Source organism: Streptomyces sp. NPDC047917, from assembly GCF_043204345.1.
GTDB classification, from domain to species: domain Bacteria; phylum Actinomycetota; class Actinomycetes; order Streptomycetales; family Streptomycetaceae; genus Streptomyces; species Streptomyces sanglieri.
Genome location: NZ_JBIDCA010000010.1, coordinates 335,832 through 353,104, shown reverse-complemented (window position 1 = coordinate 353,104; position 17,273 = coordinate 335,832). Strand labels below are relative to the sequence as shown.

At 68.8% G+C, this 17,273-nt stretch carries 13 protein-coding genes and 3 pseudogenes; 7 read left to right on the top strand and 9 right to left on the bottom strand.

Going from position 1 to position 17,273, the window contains the following annotated elements; genetic code table 11:
• Nucleotides 1-30: 30 nt before the first annotated feature.
• The 3 genes from ACGF8B_RS25510 to ACGF8B_RS25500 form a co-directional block, all read right to left on the bottom strand.
• Entirely contained in the window at nucleotides 31-1,464 is a 1,434-nt protein-coding gene (locus ACGF8B_RS25510) for an MFS transporter (RefSeq protein WP_392742747.1), read from the bottom strand.
• Nucleotides 1,461-1,823, bottom strand: a complete 363-nt coding sequence (locus tag ACGF8B_RS25505; protein ID WP_392742972.1) for a MarR family winged helix-turn-helix transcriptional regulator — start codon at nucleotides 1,821-1,823, stop codon at nucleotides 1,461-1,463. Before ACGF8B_RS25505 ends, ACGF8B_RS25510 begins: the two co-directional genes overlap by 4 nt.
• Before the next feature lie 299 nt (nucleotides 1,824-2,122).
• The gene (locus ACGF8B_RS25500) at nucleotides 2,123-3,385 is read right to left on the bottom strand and encodes a ricin-type beta-trefoil lectin domain protein (RefSeq protein WP_392742745.1); all 1,263 of its coding nucleotides are present in this window, start codon (nucleotides 3,383-3,385) and stop codon (nucleotides 2,123-2,125) included.
• A 306-nt stretch (nucleotides 3,386-3,691) separates the two neighbouring features.
• Between ACGF8B_RS25500 and ACGF8B_RS25495 the strand changes: the two are divergent.
• Nucleotides 3,692-3,802 (top strand): annotated as a pseudogene (locus ACGF8B_RS25495) (IS481 family transposase); the annotation flags it as partial.
• Between the two features lie 68 nt (nucleotides 3,803-3,870).
• On the opposite strand, the gene ACGF8B_RS25490 reads toward ACGF8B_RS25495, so the two are convergent.
• Nucleotides 3,871-5,229 (bottom strand): N,N-dimethylformamidase beta subunit family domain-containing protein, encoded by a 1,359-nt coding sequence (locus ACGF8B_RS25490; RefSeq protein ID WP_392742743.1) that lies wholly within the window; start codon nucleotides 5,227-5,229, stop codon nucleotides 3,871-3,873.
• Nucleotides 5,230-6,778: 1,549 nt separating this feature from the next.
• Here ACGF8B_RS25490 and ACGF8B_RS25485 point away from each other — a divergent pair.
• The 3 genes from ACGF8B_RS25485 to ACGF8B_RS25475 all read left to right on the top strand — a co-directional run bounded on the left by ACGF8B_RS25485 (nucleotide 6,779) and on the right by ACGF8B_RS25475 (nucleotide 10,429).
• Nucleotides 6,779-8,194, top strand: a complete 1,416-nt coding sequence (locus tag ACGF8B_RS25485) for a glycosyltransferase (RefSeq protein ID WP_392742741.1) — start codon at nucleotides 6,779-6,781, stop codon at nucleotides 8,192-8,194.
• Nucleotides 8,195-8,251: 57 nt separating this feature from the next.
• Nucleotides 8,252-9,751: a DUF6056 family protein gene (locus ACGF8B_RS25480; RefSeq protein WP_392742738.1), complete on the top strand. Its 1,500-nt coding sequence runs from the start codon at nucleotides 8,252-8,254 to the stop codon at nucleotides 9,749-9,751.
• Between the two features lie 306 nt (nucleotides 9,752-10,057).
• Entirely contained in the window at nucleotides 10,058-10,429 is a 372-nt protein-coding gene (locus ACGF8B_RS25475) for a hypothetical protein (RefSeq protein ID WP_392742735.1), read from the top strand.
• A gap of 39 nt (nucleotides 10,430-10,468) precedes the next feature.
• Here the strand turns inward: ACGF8B_RS25475 and ACGF8B_RS25470 are convergent.
• From ACGF8B_RS25470 to ACGF8B_RS25460, 3 genes and pseudogenes are all read right to left on the bottom strand, one after another.
• A pseudogene (locus ACGF8B_RS25470) lies at nucleotides 10,469-10,579 on the bottom strand (IS5/IS1182 family transposase); the annotation flags it as partial.
• Between the two features lie 360 nt (nucleotides 10,580-10,939).
• Nucleotides 10,940-11,518 carry a DinB family protein gene (locus tag ACGF8B_RS25465; protein WP_392742733.1) on the bottom strand — a complete coding sequence of 193 codons (579 nt, stop codon included), beginning with the start codon at nucleotides 11,516-11,518 and terminating at the stop codon, nucleotides 10,940-10,942.
• 232 nt (nucleotides 11,519-11,750) lie between these two features.
• Nucleotides 11,751-13,022 carry an MFS transporter gene (locus tag ACGF8B_RS25460; RefSeq protein WP_392742731.1) on the bottom strand — a complete coding sequence of 424 codons (1,272 nt, stop codon included), beginning with the start codon at nucleotides 13,020-13,022 and terminating at the stop codon, nucleotides 11,751-11,753.
• An 88-nt stretch (nucleotides 13,023-13,110) separates the two neighbouring features.
• On the opposite strand from ACGF8B_RS25460, the gene ACGF8B_RS25455 reads away from it, so the two are divergent.
• The 3 genes and pseudogenes from ACGF8B_RS25455 (at nucleotide 13,111) to ACGF8B_RS25445 (ending at nucleotide 14,672) form a co-directional block, all read left to right on the top strand.
• Nucleotides 13,111-14,088, top strand: coding sequence for an ArsR/SmtB family transcription factor (locus ACGF8B_RS25455; protein ID WP_392742728.1), 978 nt, complete (start codon nucleotides 13,111-13,113; stop codon nucleotides 14,086-14,088).
• A 121-nt stretch (nucleotides 14,089-14,209) separates the two neighbouring features.
• Nucleotides 14,210-14,380: pseudogene (locus tag ACGF8B_RS25450) on the top strand (TetR family transcriptional regulator); the annotation flags it as partial.
• 106 nt (nucleotides 14,381-14,486) lie between these two features.
• Complete coding sequence (locus ACGF8B_RS25445) at nucleotides 14,487-14,672, top strand: hypothetical protein (protein WP_392742969.1); 186 nt, start codon at nucleotides 14,487-14,489, stop codon at nucleotides 14,670-14,672.
• A 102-nt stretch (nucleotides 14,673-14,774) separates the two neighbouring features.
• On the opposite strand, the gene ACGF8B_RS25440 is transcribed toward ACGF8B_RS25445, so the two are convergent.
• Both ACGF8B_RS25440 and ACGF8B_RS25435 read right to left on the bottom strand, forming a co-directional pair.
• Entirely contained in the window at nucleotides 14,775-15,914 is a 1,140-nt protein-coding gene (locus ACGF8B_RS25440; protein WP_392742725.1) for a nitrilase-related carbon-nitrogen hydrolase, read from the bottom strand.
• On the bottom strand, nucleotides 15,911-17,272 hold the full coding sequence (locus ACGF8B_RS25435; RefSeq protein WP_392742722.1) for an ArgE/DapE family deacylase: 1,362 nt from the start codon (nucleotides 17,270-17,272) through the stop codon (nucleotides 15,911-15,913). Before ACGF8B_RS25435 ends, ACGF8B_RS25440 begins: the two co-directional genes overlap by 4 nt.
• Nucleotide 17,273 lies beyond the last annotated feature (1 nt).

The window sequence follows — 17,273 nt, the reverse complement described above, 5'->3', positions numbered from 1 at the left end:
ACCTCCGATGTCGGGATGAGTGCATCTGACTTACGGGTTGGTCTCGGACGAGCGTCGGCGGGCGAGAGCGAGGCTTGTCAGCGTCGTGATCGCCATCGCGCCGATGCCGACCAGCGCCGCGGTGGTGTAGGCGCTGTCGTCGGGGAAGAGGTGGCCGGTGCCGGTGCCCGCGGCGAGGATCAGGCCACCGATGGCGCTGCCCAGGGAGTACCCGACGCTGCGGACGACGTAGTTGAAGCTCATGGCGCTCGACGTCTCGCTCTTGGGGGTGACGGCCAGGATGACGCCGGGCATCGCGGCCGAGAAGCCGCCGACGCCGAAGCCGAGCACGCCCATCGCCGCGAACAGTTCGGCCAGTTCCGACCGGGCCGCCGCGAACAGTGCGAACCCGCCGCCGACCACGACGGCGCTGCCGGCCAGGAGCAGGGGGCCGGCGATCCGCGTCCGGAACCGCGGCGTGAGCCTGCCTGCGACGAAACCCAGCACCGAGAACGGGATGAGGACCAGCCCGGCGACGAAGGTCGTCAGTCCGAAGCCGTAGCCGGCGCCGTGCGGCGTCTGCGCGTACCGGGTGATGAGTGTGAGCAGGAGATACATGCCGATCCCGCCGACGAACATGGCGAGGTTCGCCCCGGCGACCGCCGGGTGCCGCACCGCCCGCACATCGACCAGGGGCGTCGTGCTGCGCAGCTCGATGACGGCCCAGACGCAGAGCAGCACCACCGCGACGGCGGCGAGGCCCGCCGCCACGGCGAGGTGCCGGCTCCACAGATTCCGTTCGCCTGCGAGGAACAGCACCAGGAGCAGCGCAGCGGCAAGGACGACCGCGCCTGCCACGTCCACGTGGGCGGAGCGGCCTTCGGGGGCTTCGGGCATGGAGCGCCACGCGGTCAGGAGGGCGGCGGCGGTGACGACCAGGCCGAGGCCGTACGCGGCCCGTACCCCGCCGAGCTCGGCGAGCAGTGCGGCCAGTGGGTAGCCGACGCCGGCCCCGATGATCGAGACCACCGAGATCAGGGCGATCACCGCCGTGCTGCGCTCCTCGGGAAGGTGGTCCCGGGCCACGCCCATCATCAGCGCCGTCAGCCCGAGTCCGACTCCCTGGGCCGCCCTGCCGGCCAGCAGCCACGCGAACGGCAGCGGCAGCACGGTGAGCGCGCTGCCGGCGACGACGACCGTCAGCGTGACGAGGATCGTGGCCCGCCGGTGCGGGCCGGATCCGAGCCGGCCCAGGACCGGCGTGGCGACGGCGCCGCTGAGCAGCGCGATGGTCAGCGTCCACTGCGCGCTGCCGAGCGAGACGTGGAACGAGGTCGCCACGCTGGTGATGAGAGGTGTCCCGAGGCTGGCGACCGCCGCCACGACCAGAGCGATGAACATCAGGGCGGGGACCAGCAGCCGCGCCTCGGAACGCGCCACCGGGAACGCCTTCACCGCGGCCCCGTCGACCGGCTGCCCGGTCACTGCTTCGGCCCTTCGCGGTCCTGGCTTTCGAGCTCTGCCAGATGCTTCAGCGCCGGAAGGGCCGCCACCAGCGCCTCGACCTCGTCGCCGGCGAGCTCGCCGATCAACCGCTCGAACGCGTGGACGCCCGCCTGACGCCGCGTCCGGGCATAGGAGGCACCGGCCTCGGTCAGGCACACCAGCGTGACCCGCTTGTCGGACGCGTCGCCCCGCCTCTCGACCAGGCCGGACTCCTCCATCACCCGGACCAGGGCGGTCATCGCGGGCTGGGTGACGCCTTCGACCGCGGCCAGATCGGTGATGCGCCGTGGGCCGGTCCGGTCCAGGGTGGCCAGGGTGGCGGCGGACGTCAGGCTCATGTCCCGGGGCAGGCGTCTCGCGGCTCTGGTGGCCAGGCCGTAGAGGGCTGCCCCGATGGCGGCGGACGTGCCAGGAGCGGTGTCTTGACGACTCATGCCCGAAGCATAGCGTTTTTATATTCATAGTTTATGTAAATGAAAATGGTCGGCCCGGCCCGGCGCTGGCAGCCGCTCGCCCGACCGGACGAGCGGCCACGCGAAGGCCTTCTGCGGCCGACGGTCGCGTGGTTCGTAGCGGCGGTGGCGGGGGCACCGGCCCTGACGCCATTCGGTGAGGCGCCGACCGAGAATACGGCGGCTCAGCCGCTCCAACGCCAGTACAGTTCGGGCCGGGGCCGTGTGCCGCAGCCGGAGAGCTTCAGCTCGGGATTCTGCCGGTCGCGGTCGTCCCAGCGGGTGGGGAGTTCGCGGTCGTCCTGGAAGAGGCAGCGACGGTCACTGCTCGTGATCCGCCAGGCGCTACGTTTCCAGGTCGTGCTCTGCCACGGCTCACGGATCCACCGCTGGCTCCCGCGGCCTTCCTCGCACCGCTCAAGCCCGACAGCCGTCGAGTTCGCGGTCAGACAGGAGTCGAGGTCGATCCGGGGCCTGATCGTCCCGTCCTTCCTCATGTCCCACTTCTGCGCGGCCGACCCGTCACAGCCGCGGATGTCGGCTGTACCGGAGGCCGCCGGCCCGATGGCGGCGTGGAGGCACTGTGACGGGTCCCTGCCGGTGAAGTACGTCGTCCGGCCGACGTCCCCGAGGATCTCCCCGGCGCGTGGGGGCCGGTGGATCTGCTGGTACTGCCTGTGGATCCACAGGCTCCAGTCCTTCTGGAGCGGGCCTTTGTAGGTGGTGGCGTTCGCGCACGTCCCGGTGGCCCGGCACTTCCGGTTGGCGAGATACCAGCGCGCCACCTCGTCCTTCTCGGCCGAGGCTCCGGGGCTGAGATTCGGTGTCAACGGCGACATGGTGTAGCCGAGGTAGGCCGACACGGGAACCCCGAGCGCGTAGCCCACCCTGCGGAAGTACCGGGCGCCGACTCCGTGGTCGGCGTGGTCGACACCGCCGCCGAGCCCGAAGGCGAACGAGGCATTGTCAGGATCCATCGTCAGGATGCGCTCTGCCCGGCTCAGCCGGACCAGCGCGGAGACCACCGCGAGCAGCCGGTCCTCCGTGTAGCTCGCGGTGCTCTGGAACGGCTCAATGCTCTTCTTGTCCTGGTCGAACAGCCTGAGCAGGCTGTTCGCCTCCTGGCCGCGCGGCAGTCCGTCGTGGAGGTCGAGGAACGTCAGCCGCACATCGGTGTTTCTGGCGGCGTCCGCCAGCCGGTAGGACCTGACCCGGACGCCGTCCGCCCGCACATCCGACCGTTCCCAGCGGTTGGCCGCCTCCGCCATCTCTGCGTAGGCCGCCCTCACCCCGTACTCCCTGCGGTCCACGTACTCGAGTGCCTCGACCCGGTTCTTCTTGCCGCCGTCACCGGCGGTCAGATACACCGTGTCCACCGGGCACCCGGCGCGGATGGTCTGTCCGATCTCCGGATTCAGAAAGAACAGGTCGTCATCAGGATGCGCCACGCCGACCAGGGTGCGACGGCACTGCACCGGGTCTTTCGGGTGCGCGGCCGGACGGGACGACCCGGCTGTCGTGCCCGTGCCGGGAATCGAATCGGGCATGGCCGAGCAGGCGGACCCCAGCAGGGCACAGACGATCAGCGCCGCCGCAGTCTCCGGCGTGCGGGAGGGCCGGCCCGGGTGACGCCTTCTCCAGCCCACCGAGGGCTCCTTTCGCCGCCGCCGATCCCCTGAAGGAGGATCTTCCAACCGACCGAGCAGAAGCAACCGACACACCGACGAGCAGCCCGGCAACACGGAGGGGGCTGCTCAGGAGCCGAACGACGCGACACGTTCCCGCGATGGCTGCCCACCTGCAATCACCACCGCGGACACACCGCACTCGCAGGCCGCGTCCCCGACCTCACAGGGCAGTACACCTGGCCCTCGCCGACAGCCGGGCTGCCCGGATGCAAACGGCGTTCTCCGACGGGACGGTACTGATGGTGTCAGCGTGGTGCGGACGCGTACACCTCTCTCACATCGTCCACGAGCTCTGGCCTGTTCCGGCCACACGGGCCCGCCGCGAAGGCGTGGAGCAGATTCTCCGTGCTGCGGGTGACGAATGCTCCCGTACGGGCATCCATGCCGTGGTTGCGTCCGTTCTCGCGGGTTCCCGCCATCAGGGCCTCGACCCACCGCATCGTCCCGGAGGCGAAGACGCCCGCCCCGCTCGGCACGGTGTAGTAGGCGGAGTCGGCATAACTGGGCCTGCCATTACAGACGAGGGGGGAATGGGCGATGATCTCGATCGGTGCCGGGGTGGGCATGCCGGGGGTGACCCGGTCGTACTCCACCCCGACCAGATGGTCGAAGGAGGCTCCTCGCTTCACTCCTGTCCCCTCGAAGAGCCAGTGGTCGCTCCGGCGGACGACATACGGGGCGTCCACGGGATAGCCCTCGTAGAGGACGCCGGTCAGAGAGGACTCGGGGGAGGCGCCGGGTGGCCGGCGAAAGTCGTTGGTCGGCATGTCCGGGTGGTCGGCGAGGTGGGGGTCGTTCCGGTAGTCGGTCTTGTAACAGACGACGGTGCGGTCGGCGCCGGTGCCGTCCGGCTCCAGCCTGACTCTGCGGAAGCAGGCGTTGGCCCCGAGGAAGGCCACGTTCGTACCTGTGTCGCGTGCCCGGGTGACGCGCGCCCGTTGCTGCGGCGTCCAGTACTCGTCATGTCCCAGCGAGACAGCGCCGGCCGCGTTGTGGAGAATGCCGGGGTCGCGATGGATGTCCAGGCCAGTGGTGTAGGCGAGCGGGATACCCAGCTTCTCCGCCAGGACCACCACCGCCCGTTCGTAGACCATGAACTTCTCGGCGCCGATGCCGTCGTAGGGCCGGTCGAAGCTGACTGCCAGCGACCGCGTGCCGTACGCACCGTTCTCGCCCTGGTAAAGGCTGTAGCCGCCCCACAGGTTGTACGCCTGCCACGTTGCCGGGGCGTGCATCAACACGATTCTCCCGGCGGCGCTCGCCGAGCGGACGATCAGCGGCACGTAGCGCTGGTGGGCGTCTTCCGAGTCCAGCCGGAGCAGATACGCTCCCTCCGGCCAGCCGCCCGTATGGACGGGGAGTGTGCGGAGCCAATCCGCCCGTACGGTACGGGTTGCCCGGACCAGCCGGGGACTGGCCTGGACCGACCCGGTCACACGCTGCGAACGCCAGACCAGTCGCGCCTGCGCCCCGTCGTACCAGCCGACGCGGTAGGCCGAGACCCGGAACGCCGTGGCGGTGGTGGAGACGTACAGGCCGAACTCCTCCCCCGGCAACACGCTCACCTTGTCGGCATAGCCCTCGATGGCCCCGGGCAGACCCATCGAACGGACCCGCCAGTCGGCGTCCCCCGCCCGGGAGCTCTCCCTTCTCTCGGCACGGCGGCCGGCGCCCGGCGGGGTGGGCGCGCCTGCCCCGGCGGAGTGACAACCGGTCACTGCCACGCCGCCCGCCATCGCCCCGCTCGCTGCCGCAGCAAGGAAGTGCCTGCGGTCCAGCCGGCCAAAAATTCCGGCGTCCTGCCTTTCCCCGTGCTTCATAGCGTCCGCCGAACCCGTTCCTCAACGCTGTCACCAGCCATCGTCCCCCGCCCCGGGCTCGAAGACGACAAGGCAGCGCCGAACGGGGGCGCGCCGCGTCGTGGTATCGCACATCTCCCGACCCCAGGCTCTCGGCGCGCTCGCGGGGCACTCGCAGGTGCTTCTCACGGGCGTGGAACTGCCGCCCGGCTCCAGGCTGCGACTCGGCACCACATGGCTCGGCGAAGTCCTCGGAGTCCTGGCCCGGCAACAGCCCGGTGGCAAAGGGGCACTCCGCGGGAACGAGGACGATCAGTCGGCTCAGTATCTTGGCTCGGGTACGGATCCACTTCGTTCCGCCGATCTGGCGCGAATTCTGCGGAGCCCGGCACAACAAGCGCCGGTAGTCCGCCACCCTGCTTCGTCGACCGCCTCACTTTCAACCGCAGAAGCATTGAGGCCGACACTGACTCCTGCCGCCCCGCCGGCATCCGAGCTCAAGCCGAGGCCCAGGTGTGGTCTGCCTCTTGGAGATCGCGGAAGACCGGTTTGTGGCGAGCACCGCTTCAACGTGGAAGTCTGCCTGCGCGGCGCGGCGTGCGAGGTCGTGTCCGATGGTCGCGTGGCGGACCACTTCTGTGTGGACGCCGCCGACATCGAGCAGCACGCCCTGTCCCAAGTGCGCGCGCCGCCCCGGCTCTCCCTGCCGCTCGCGCCGCGGCGGTGCGGTCGTCTCCGCCCACCACACCCACGCTTCCACGTACGGCCCGCCTTCGAGGAAGCGCTGCGTACGGCGCGGGAGATCAAAGCTCCCACCCCGCGCCCGGGTCGCGCTCACCGTGTACGAGAGGAAGCGGCTCGGCCGCGAATGCCGCCGAACGCACCAATCACGGCATGCCTCGCCTCCCGGGCCGGCATGGCTGCGGCCCGTCCGTTCGGCCGGGGCCCTGAGTCTTCCGCTTCTCGGGAGGCCCTGCTCACAACAGGGCAGTAGGACCGTTCAGGGCAAACACATCTGAACTTTCCCAGAAGACGACCAAGCACCCCACGATTCAGCACAACATGAGCACACGTGCCGTTGATGGAGCCGAGTCTGCACAACTCTCCGCTCGGAGAACACCGCACTGCACAGGGAAGAAAACACCGCCGACCTGTCAGGCCGCACCGCCAAGGCCCCTTTCGGCCGGCGGCAAGACAGATGCTTCACCCATTCGGTGCCATCTCGTGTCGTGATTCGTCCGGAAGCATCGCCAAGAGCAACAGGGTCTACAGAATCGTTTGACGGACGCCAGGTCGAGATATTCCAGTAGACACGGACTCATGCTTGTCCTGACCACACCTGCCAGGGATGCGAATGACGGAGTGCCAGGTTTCGATCGTAGTTCCTTGTTTCAATGAGGATGAGGTGATCGGGCGATTTCACCGAACACTGATTGTCGTCCTCGGAACGACTCGACACAGCTTCGAAGTCTGTTATGTCGACGACGGCAGCCGGGACGCGACCGGGGATCAGCTGCGCGCTCTCGCTGCCGCGGATCCGCGGGTCCGCTACACCTCCTTCAGCCGGAATTTCGGCAAGGAGGCCGCGATGCTCGCCGGATTGCGTATGTCCCGGGGCAACGACGTGATTCTCATGGATGCCGACCTTCAGCACCCGCCCTCACTCGTTCCCCGGATACTGGAGCTGAGACAGCGGGGATACGACCAGGTCGTCGCGCGGCGGGACCGTTCGGGGGACGGCCTGGTGCGCAGCCTGGTCAGCACGGCCTACTACCGCGTGATGGGGCACTGGATGGATGTCGACATCACCGACGGCGAGGGAGACTTCCGGCTGCTGTCCCGTCCTGCCGTCGACGCGGTTCTCGCCCTGCCCGAAGCCAACCGGTTCTCCAAGGGAATCTTCTCCTGGATCGGCTTCGACACCGTCAGCTTCACCTACCACAACGTCAGCCGCGCCGCCGGTACGTCTAAATGGGGCGGGAGACGTCTGCTCAACTACGGCATCGACGGAATGATCTCCTTCAACAGCCGCCCGTTGCGCCTGGCCGTCTACATCGGTCTCACGCTCTTCTCTGCGGCGTTGGTGTACGCGCTGTGGATCATCGTCGGCGTCGCCCTGCATGGTGTGCGCGTCCCGGGATTCGCCACCCTGCTGACCGCTGTCGTCGCACTGGGCGGTATCCAGCTGGCCACGCTCGGCATCATCGGTGAATATGTTGGACGCATCTACCGCGAAACGAAACACCGGCCGCTCTATGTGGTGCGCGAGACGGAACTAGGTGCCCGACATGAGCACCACACCCTTACAGACCCTCAACCGTCTGAGATCCCGTCAGCAACCTCCGTGGAATCCTCCACGACCGGTTCGACCAAGGCGCGTACCGTGCGCCAATTCTTCGTGTTCGCATCGATCGGAATCGTCAACACGGCGGTCTATCTGGCGGTGTACGTCTCGCTGAACCGGTGGATCCCCTACCTGATCGCGCATGTCATCGGTTTCGCAGTCAGTATCGTGGGGTCATTCTTCCTCAATACGTACATTACCTGTCGCACGAAGCCGACATGGCACGGATTCTTCCGGTATCCCCTCTCCAGCCTCGTCAACCTCGCACTCACCGGCGTTCTTCTCTTTGCCGGTGTACATACCCTGGGTATGGGCAAGAACGTCGCCGCCGTAGCGGCGGGGCTCCTTGCGACCCCGCTCTCGTTTCTGCTCGCCCGATGGGCAATCAACTCCGGGGCCGACCTCGCCGAGCAACGGGCCCGCTGACCGGGAACCCACGCCGCCCGGATCCGCACGACGCCTCCATGAAGGGCACCAGGACGCATGACGGCAGACGAATCGAAGGCCCCTGCCCTCCCCCACCCGGAACGCAGGTCCAGTACAGGGATCGACAAAAGAACCGCGTCACGGGGGACGACCGTCTGGACCACCGTTCTCGTCCTGCTGCCGCTCGGCCTCCTGAGCGCGGCGGTCTGGATCGGCCGCCTGGTCCGCCCGGGAGCGGACGACTGGTGCTTCCTCCCCGTCGTCCGGGACGACGGTGCATCCGGTCTCATCGGCAAGTTCTACTTCCAGGACAATGGGCGTGTCGCCAACGCGCTGCTCGTCGTCGCCTACGCCGCGTTCGGGGTCCCGGGCCATAGATGGTTCGCACTGGTCACCGGCATTCTCATCCTGGGCATTCTCTGGGCAGTGACCGCCTCAGCGCTCCGCAGCGTCGGGATGCACACGGCCCGCGCGATCCCGCCGCTGGTAGCGGCGATGATGACAGTCGTCTTCCTTTTCGCCACGCAGAACACCTACAAGACGTTCTACTGGCCGGCTTCCTCCGTCTCCCACACTCTCGCGCCAGTTCTGGCCGCCGGCTCCGTCATTCCGCTGCTGCTCGCACGCACCCGGAAGGGCCGCGCCCTCGCCCTCGGGACCGCGCTCATGGCCGGAGTCTTCATCGGCACATTGTCGGAGGAGACAGCGGTCGTGTTGTTCGTCGTTCTCACCCTCGCACTGCTGACAAGTTTCTGGGTCTTGCCGGGCCGCGGCCGGACGCTTGCCCGCTGGTGGTGCGCGCTCGCCTTCATCGGTACCGCGATCGGCACTGTCGCCCTCTACACGTCGCCCGGCGCACGCACCCGGCGCGAGCGGTTCGGTGCCGACACCACGTCAATGCTCAGCCCGGACGCGCTCATGGCATCTCTGCGCGCGTTCGCGGACATCCTGGGAACGATCCTCTCGACGTGGCAGTACGCCGGGGCCGTCGCCGCCGGCCTCCTCCTGGGACTGCTGGCGCGCGGAGACGGTCCACGGGCGCATGGGCTTCTATGGCGGCGGCCTCTCATTCCGGTCGTCGTCGGGGCAATCGCGTTCCTGATTTCCGGATATCTCTGCACTGTCGTCGCCCGCCCGGCATTCGGAACGAACCTGACCAGCGCCTCCCGCACCTGGAACGACTATCTGCTGCTCTACGTCATGCTCCTGGTCACCGTCGGTGCCTTGCTGGGCCGCGTCCTGCGCACACGGCAACGGCTGTCCGCCCCCACGACGGTGGCCGCGGCAGTTGTCTGCGTCCTGGCCTGCACCGGACTTGCCATCCCTCTGGCCCATCTGGAGGGGGAGATGGCGGTACGGGCCCAGCGCTGGGACCGCCAGGACCAGTGGCTGCGCACCCACGCGGCACACGGCGACCAGGTCCTGCCCTACACACCGGTCTCGGTCAGCGGGCTGGGCGAACCATTCGGCCAGCACGGTCAGAAGCCGTGGCCGGCCAAGTGCGTCGCCCAGTGGTACCACCTCAAGCGCATCACCTACTCACCCCGGCTTCCCTGACGGGGCCCGGGGCGCTGTCACGTTGTCGGACGGCTGTGTCTGACGGTGTGTCGGGGTGTGGTGGGCTTGCGGACCGGGTCTGTGTTCAGGCTCTGGTGAGCCGCCCGACAGCGCCGGTGTTCTGGTCCCAGACAGCGAAGCGGACGGTCGTCTCGGCTCGCTCTTCTTGATGGCGTTTGAACGGTCGACGGAGCGAGCGTAACCCCTCGGTGAACCAGATCCGCGAGCGTCTGAGCAACGGCTTCTTTGTACTCCTTCGTGTTCCGCACCTTCGCATCGCAGGCGTGCTGAATCAGTTTGGGTGAGGTGGGGCTGGAGGAGATCGTCAAGGGCTACGACACCGGCGGCAAGTACGTGATCGTCGAACCCGAGAAGGTCGACGACATCGCGCCGGGACGATCCGAACAGCATCTTGCCGCATCAGCGAATGGCCATGTGAGACAGACCAGCGACCACCGCGGCCAGTGCTTCAGCATCCCGAAAGATCGCCCACACGTCCGCGTGACCACCGATCCATCGGAAGTGTTCAAGCGTCAGGTCACGCGCATTTGTAAGCACGAGCGGATGTCTTCCGATCGCCGAACAACGCAGCAAACCCTTGTCGACCACCCAGGCATCCGAGTCTCGACATCGACCCGAGCCCGAAGACAAAGAACAAGCTTACGAGCTGGTGCGTGATTGCATTGGAGACGTGGGGGCCTGAGCCGGGGGTATGTGTCAGCCGGTGGTGTTGCGGTCGGAGACGAGGCCGGCGATGGCCCGGTAGGTGACGGGCAGGGTCTCCCGGCGGTGAGTCCAGCGGACCAGCTGCTTCCAGCATTTGTGATCGGGCCCTCGCCCAGCTCATCCGCCAAGCTGCCATCACCGCCATCTGCGACGGCGCTGAACGGATCACCAAGGCCACACGAAGGCATCCGCCTCGATCACATCGACGAAACCCACCACCGCCCCCGCACCCGAGACCGCTGAACCCAGACAGCAAAAGCAACGTGCCCAGCACAACACCAACCAGGCCATTACGCGCTAGCACTGCCTACAACGAACGAACCCTTCCGCCCTCAACCCAGAACACATACCCCAGCTCTCTCCTCCCCGATCGAAGCACCAGTTCCGCCTCTCAGCGAACCAGCAACACACCAGTCCAGCCAACACTCGACACACCAGCACCCCCCTTCCAGCGTCAAGCCACTACCTCACAGCGGCCTCCCTGGCGGCCTGTTCGATCTTCGCGCAGTAGGCTGCACGGGCTTCCTCGTCGATCTGCTGCTCGTGTTCGGGGCGCACCCCGGTCCGGCCGTCGAGTCCCTCGCGCAGGATGTCGGCGTGCCCGGCGTGCCGGTTGGTCTCGCCGAGGACATGGACCAGGACGGCGAAGAGGTTCGTGTTGGGGCCGGGCTCCGGCCACCACGGCACGTGGCCGGGGGCGTCGAGGGGAAGCTCGTCGATCGTCGCGTCCGCGTGTTCCCACGTGCGCCGGTAGAACCCGATGATCTGATCTCGGGTCTCGTCCTCGGCCGCCCACTGATCATTGCCGTCGTGGTCCTGCCACCGGGGCAGCGGTTCCGGAGAAGGCCGGTCGAAGACCTCGCCGAAGTACCTGGCCTCGACGGCGGCCACATGTTTGACCAGGCCGAGGAGGTTGGTCCCGGTCGCTGTCAGAGGTCGGCGGACGTCGTATTCGGACAAGCCGTCGAGTTTCCAGAGCAGCGCCTCGCGGTCCCGCCGCAACCTCCTGCGCAGGTTGTCCTTCGCGAATTCATCGATCATGTGGCATGAACCTTCCATGAGCTGTTGGTGGTCTCAAGATCCCGTACGTGGTCCGCGCCCACCGGCAGAGCCGGGGCTCAGGACTCCTTACACAATGGGCTACCGGGAATGACTGTCTGTCGGGGAGGCGCGGGGGTGAAGTGGGGCGGGGTGTGTGACGGCTCGCGGCCGACCCGACCTGCGACGGTTACCGCGCAGGAGAGCCGCTCGCATGCTGTTCGGGACCGTTCTCTCATCCCGTCGAGTAGTTCGGGACGGGGGCCGGGGAAGTGGGCGGGTGCCAGGTGTGAATCCAGCCGGCGGTGAGCACCGCCGCGCCGCCTGCCAGGGCGATTGCGCCGCCTGTTCCGATGCCTGCGGCCACCGAGCCGAAGCAGGCCGGCCCGACGCCCTGCAGCGTCATGCTGCCGGAGCCGAGCAGACCGAATGCCTGGCCCTGGCCATCCTTCGGCAGGGCGTCCAGGAACGGCCGTTGCAAGCCGAGACCGTAGGCGAATCCGAAGCCGCAGAGCAGCAGCAGACAGGACGAGAAGACCACCCCGGGCTCGGCGGCGAAGCCGACCAGCGGCAGTCCCATCAGCGCGATCAACGGGACTACCAGCCGCTCCCGGGTGAGTGGCCGCAGCAGTCGGCCCACCAGCAGGTCGCCGACAAACATGCCGACCGGCAGACAGCCCATCAGCACCGCGTACCAGCCGGGCGCGAAGTGGCGTTCTCCCGCGTAGGCGACGATCAGGCCTTCCGCGCCCGCTACGCACGCGGCCGGTAGCCACTGGGCCAGCATCAGTCGTCGTACCGTGAGTCCGCGCAGCAGCAGGCCAGCACCGTGCAGGCTTGCCCGGACGGCCCCGCCATCGCCCCGAGCGCTGCCGGGTGTGCCGCCGGACTCTCCCGGCTCCAGCCGGGGCAGCCGGACGCGGATGGCGAGCGCGCACCCGAGGTAGAGGGCGGCGCTTACCGCCAGCGCCCGGTGCGGGCCGAGTACCGCGACAACCGCACCTCCCAACGCCAGACCGAACAATTGCGCGCCGGAGGCAGCGATGTTGTTCAGTGAACGGCCCAGTACATAGGCGTCACCCTCCAGCGACTGTGCGACCAGCCGACTCGACGCGCCGCTGAACACCGGTGTGGCGAGGGCGACCAGCGCCACGACAGCGAGGCTTGCCGCGATCGGCATCCGCACCAGGGCGAGCAGCAGGGCGGCGACGCACTCCACGGCGTAGCCGCCCGCGATGAACGCGCGGGGCGCCAGTCGGTCGGCCAGTGAGCCCAGCAGCAGCGAGCCGAACAACTGCGGGAGAAAGCCGATGCCGAAGGCCAGCGCGCTCAGCAGCGCGGAGCCGGTGGCCGCGAAGACCAGAACCGAGAACGTGGTGATCCGTAGCGAGCCCGCAGTGATCGCGACAGTGCGGGTCGAGAAGAGCAGCCGGAATCGCGGCTCGGCCAGCACCTCCCGATAGGTGGCGTGGTGGTTGACCTGCGCGGGTTCGGCGGTTGGGGTCATGACGCCCAGCCTCGCCGTGCGTCCACGCCACTCACCAATGATTCGTCGCTGGACGAATCGGAACAGACGTCGCGCGTAGCCTGGCAGGATGCTCCGCTTCGAAGTCTCCGTCGAGGACCTGCTGCGCAGCCGCTTCGCGCTGTCGCCCGCGCTGGACCTCTGCTTGCTGCTGCGCTCGCTCGCCGGCCAGGACCGGCCGCTGCCGCGAGCCTGGGCCACCCGGCTCCTGCCGGCCTTTGAACGGCTTCGCCGCGAGACCGAACTGAATGCCGCCCTCGCTCTGCAGACGCCGCAAGGCGGACCGAACTTCGTCGCCCCGCCCCCGCGCGGCCTCAACCAGACCTGGGCAGACGACCTGGCCATGATCCGGGCCACACCGCTGGAAGCGGCCCGCCACGAATTCGTCACCACCGCGACCGGCCCGTTGGCCCGTGATCCCCGCGTACGCGCAGTGCTGGACTCCACGGACGCCGTCTCCAGGGTCGCCGAGGCGATGGACCAGGCGTGGCACGAGCTGCTCGCCACGGACTGGCCGCAACTGCGCGCGATCTGTGAGCGCGATGTCGTCCACCGGGTGGGTGTGATCGGCGAACACGGATGGGCCTCGACCATCGAGAGCCTGCACCCGAGCGTCGCCTGGCGCGCCGGCGGTATCGAGATCGGCCACTTCCGGGACGGAACAGTCCGCCTCGCCGGCGACGGGCTCCTGGTGATCCCTTCGGTCTTCGTCGCGAATATCGGCGCGCACCTGGAAGATCCCTGGCCCAGGACCTTGGTCTATCGCGCCCGCGGCACCGCTGCCCTGTGGGGCGAACAGGAGACCGTCCGCCAACCGGACGCGCTGACCGCTCTGGTCGGCCGGGCCCGGGCCCGGCTGTTGTTGGCGCTGGACGCCCCGGCCAGTACCAGCCACCTCGCCCGAAGCCTCTCCATGGCACCCGGCGCGGTAGGAGACCACCTCGCCATCCTGCGAAGCGCGGGGCTGCTCGTCCGCGCCCGGTCCGGACGGTCGGTGCTCTACCGGCGCACCCCGCTCGGCGAGGCACTGGTCGCCGGTTCGGGCTGAGGGCTCAGATCAGCACTGGACACTGTCACGTTGACCGACCGGTCTGGGATGATCTCGGAGCGGCGTCTCGTGGTCTCCTTCCCGTCGCGGCCCCGCCGGTCGCCCCTCGTACGGTGAGGCCATGCCCAACCCGGTTCGTGAGCAGCGCCCGGCCCGCCGCGAGGCCCTGCTCGACGCCACCGTGCGCCTGCTCGCCCACGAGGGCGCCCGCGCCGTGACGCACCGGGCAGTCGCCGAGGAGACGGGCACCACCCACGGGTCGGCCCGGTACTGCTTCGGCACCCTCGACCGGCTCCTCGACGAGGCCCTGCGCCGACCGGCCACGCGTCAGACCGTCGAGGTACAGAACCGCCTGTCCCCCATCCCCCGGCGCTGCACCGCACGCCCACGCCGCCCACCTGGCTCACTACCTGGCCGGCGCCGTCGGCGACGACCGGGACCCGTGCACCGCCCGCTACGAACTGTTCCTGGAGGTCGCCCGGCGCCCGCATCTGTGCCCCGCCCTCGACGCGTGGGAGCGACGCGCAGCGCCGGGCGTTCGCGGTCGCGCCGGCCGCTGCGGAGGCCGACGACCCCGAAGGTGACGCCGCGCACCAGCTGACCCTGCTCGACGGGCTCATCCTGGAGCAACTGGCCGCTCCCGAGTTCGACTTCGAGCACGCCCGGCTGCGCGCGACGATCGAGCGCTACCCGGTCGGACCGGGATCCGGCGGCGCGATGTAGCGGGCGCCGGGAAACGCGTGCGCCGGTGGCGTGTACGCGCCCCGCTCCACCAGCCGCCGGATGTTCGCGCGGTAGATCTCGTCCGCCTCGGCGTGCCGGACCGGTTCGTCCGTCAGCCACAGGTTGGCCGGATGAATCGGTTCGTCGTACATCCGCCGGAAGACCTCGGTGCGCAGGTCCTTGAGCCAGTTGCTGTTGAGATTCATCGTCCGGAACTGCCGCAACGCCTCGATGTCGACGATCCCGGACACGAAGGAGTTGTACCCGGAGGCGGTGTGCCCGAGCACCGCCCCGTGAAAGTCGACGACGTGCGCGTTGCCGCCCGCGATGTCGTAGGGGTGGCGGGATTCGGGCGTCGGATATACCGGTCCCGCGTTCGGGCAGACCATGTACAGGCTGTTGAAGTGGGCGTGCGCCCGGTTCTGCAGTAGCCAGGTGCCTCCGGGGTCGGGACCGGCCTGGGTCATTGGCACCGCCTCGCTGGGGCGGTACACCACCTCGGCGCCCTGGAGGGCCAACGCCCTTACTGCCTCCGGGTATTCGCCGTCGCTACAGCAGATCGTGCCGAGGTTGCCGATGTCGTCGGTGCGCAGCACCGGGTAGAACGCGTCGATGCCGTCGCCGAAGAGTTCCACCCACCGGTCGTACACGTCGTGCGGCGTGCAGGAGCGTTCGCGGCACCATAGGTGGTTCTTTGCGGCACGGTGCACGATCTCGCCCGCCGGGGAGATGACGAACAGCGTGTTGAAGAACCGGTCGGGCAGGATCTCCGGCCAGCGCGCCTTGCACTGCGCGACGATGTAGGTGTCGTAGTGCCGGGCCAGTGTGGCCAGTCGCTCGGTCTCCGGACCGGGGATGTCGATGAACAGGTCGCGGGCCGCGGTGACGTGCGGGATGTCGAGGATCTCGTCCGCGAATCCGGTCAACGCGCCCTCGGCCAGCGCGATCAGCTTGACCGGCATGTTGATGCCGACGACGGAGACCGCGGCATGCACGGCCTCCTCGACGATGTCGAGGTTGTGCGCGATCTGGGCGCGCGAGGTGATGCTGCGGACCACCGTCGACAGGCCGACGGTCAGGTACGGTGCGACCGGCTCGCTCATGATCCGCACCAGTCCATCGCGGCCAACGCGTACGCGCGCGCGGCGCAGACGATCTCGTCCACCGCGCAGCGCTCGTCGTACGCGTGCGCCATCGCGAGTTCGCCCGGCCCGAGACCGACCGCGGGGACCCCGGCGGCACACAGCCACGTGGAGTCGGCCGCGGAGGGAAACGCCGCCACCGGCGGGCGGCCCGCCAATGTCGTTCCGGCGGCGGCGAGTTCACGGGCTTCGGTGACCGCGGCGCAGAGCGGATGGGCCGCGTCGACCCGCGAACCCGGATACCGCAATGGCCATTCCACCACCGGCGGATGCGCGCGCAGCCAGGGGTCGGTGGCGGCGACGTGCGCGATGTGGCTCTCGATCTCCTTGCGCACGACCGCCTGGTCCTCCCCCGGCGGGTGGAACACCGCGTACACCATGCTCATCGAGTCCGGGATGAACGCCCCACTGCGCGAGTGGCGCGCGCCGCCGTCCACGACGCCGGGCGCGAGGGTGAAGTGTCCCGGTTCGAAGAGCGGATCGAATTTGGTCACCGCCCAGTCGCTCTCCAGCCGGCGCAGCGCCTGGTAGATCACGAAGCCGCGGTCGATCGCGCTGGCCGCGACCGGCTCGGTCGTGCTGGGTCGGCACAACATCCGCCCGCGCATCGACGAGTGGGAGCTCTTGCCGGCCACCTCGATCCGCATCACCAGCAGGCCGGGGGTCGCGGCCATGACGGACAGCGGCCAAGCCCCGCCGGTCGGTTCGGAGACTATGGCCCCGTCTGCGGTGTAGCCGCGGTCGAGCACCGCGGAGGTGCCCAGGTGGTTCTCCAGGTTCTCCTCGCCGACGACCGCCTGGAGGATCAGGTCACCGCGCAGGCGCACTCCGGCCTCATGCAGCGCGCGGGCCGCGAACGCCTGCGCGACCAGGCCGCTCTTCATGTCGACGGTGCCGCGACCGCGGATCCAGCCGTCCTCTACGACACCGTCGAACGGGTCGCCCGAACGCCAGCCGGACGTGTCCCCGGGCGGGACCACATCGACGTGTCCGTTGAAGATCAGTGAACGCCCGCCCCCGGTACCGCGGATCACACCCACCGCGTTGTCGCGGCCGGGTTCAACGGCGAAGACGTCGGTCTCGGCGCCTGCTTCGGCGTAGACCTCGGCCAGCAGGCGCGAGACCTCCCCCTCGGCGCCGACCAGGTCGGCGTAGACCTCACCGGGGTAGGTCGGGGTGATGCTGGGGATCCGGACCGCGGCGGTGAGGGTGTCCAGCATCTCGTCGCGCAGCAGGTCGAGCCGGGTGAGCACCCGCTGGCGCGTGCTCGTTGCCGGGGACCCGGGCGCGCCCCTGTCGTGGTTCAGTCTCTCGTCCATG

What these genes read in the sequence shown, in the direction of transcription:
- ACGF8B_RS25465 (WP_392742733.1), bottom strand. Translation starts at nt 11,518, where the DNA reads ATGATCGATGAATTCGCGAAGGACAACCTGCGCAGGAGGTTGCGGCGG.
- ACGF8B_RS25440 (WP_392742725.1), bottom strand. Translation starts at nt 15,914, where the DNA reads ATGAGCGAGCCGGTCGCACCGTACCTGACCGTCGGCCTGTCGACGGTG.
- ACGF8B_RS25505 (WP_392742972.1), bottom strand. Translation starts at nt 1,823, where the DNA reads ATGAGCCTGACGTCCGCCGCCACCCTGGCCACCCTGGACCGGACCGGC.
- ACGF8B_RS25480 (WP_392742738.1), top strand. Translation starts at nt 8,252, where the DNA reads ATGACGGCAGACGAATCGAAGGCCCCTGCCCTCCCCCACCCGGAACGC.
- ACGF8B_RS25435 (WP_392742722.1), bottom strand. Translation starts at nt 17,272, where the DNA reads ATGGACGAGAGACTGAACCACGACAGGGGCGCGCCCGGGTCCCCGGCA.
- ACGF8B_RS25490 (WP_392742743.1), bottom strand. Translation starts at nt 5,229, where the DNA reads ATGGGTCTGCCCGGGGCCATCGAGGGCTATGCCGACAAGGTGAGCGTG.
- ACGF8B_RS25485 (WP_392742741.1), top strand. Translation starts at nt 6,779, where the DNA reads ATGACGGAGTGCCAGGTTTCGATCGTAGTTCCTTGTTTCAATGAGGAT.
- ACGF8B_RS25455 (WP_392742728.1), top strand. Translation starts at nt 13,111, where the DNA reads ATGCTCCGCTTCGAAGTCTCCGTCGAGGACCTGCTGCGCAGCCGCTTC.
- ACGF8B_RS25460 (WP_392742731.1), bottom strand. Translation starts at nt 13,022, where the DNA reads ATGACCCCAACCGCCGAACCCGCGCAGGTCAACCACCACGCCACCTAT.